The sequence below is a fragment of the Serratia sp. LTN-2 genome (assembly GCF_059740205.1).
In genome coordinates this window covers 1-683 of record NZ_JCAXDO010000093.1, presented here as the reverse complement: position 1 = coordinate 683, position 683 = coordinate 1, and the positions used below count along the sequence as shown (strand labels likewise).

Genomic DNA, 683 nt, shown 5'->3' with positions numbered 1-683 from the left:
CCAGTGAGCGGTCAGGCAGAGCCTGGTTCAACCGTGACTGTGACTTATCCTGATGGCACCACTGCAACAGTGGTAGCTGGAACAGATGGTAGCTGGTCAGTACCAAACCCGGGTAACCTGGTGGATGGCGATACAGTGACTGCAACAGCAACTGACCCTGCAGGCAACACTTCATTGCCAGGTACAGGCACAGTTTCAGCAGACATCACAGCACCTGTGGTTGCGCTGGATGACGTGTTGACGAATGACAGCACACCAGCACTTACTGGTACAGTGAACGACCCGACAGCCACTGTAGTTGTCAATGTGGATGGCGTTGACTATCCGGCAGTGAACAATGGCGACGGCACCTGGACGCTTGCAGACAATACACTTCCAACACTCGCAGACGGTCCACACACCATTACCGTGACTGCAACAGATGCAGCAGGTAACGTAGGTAACGATACTGCAGTGGTGACCATTGATACGGTTGCACCAAATGCACCGGTGCTTGATCCGATCAATGCAACAGACCCAGTGAGCGGTCAGGCAGAGCCTGGTTCAACCGTGACTGTGACTTATCCTGATGGCACCACTGCAACAGTGGTAGCAGGCACAGATGGTAGCTGGTCAGTACCAAACCCGGGTAACCTGGTGGATGGCGATACAGTGACTGCAACAGCGACTGACCCTGCAGGCAA

General features: G+C 54.3%; 1 protein-coding gene. It reads left to right on the top strand.

The features are described 5' to 3' along the window. Positions 1–683, top strand: a 683-nt coding sequence (locus tag AC6BYQ_RS28510; RefSeq protein ID WP_498057932.1) for an Ig-like domain-containing protein, incomplete at both ends; no start/stop codon positions are given.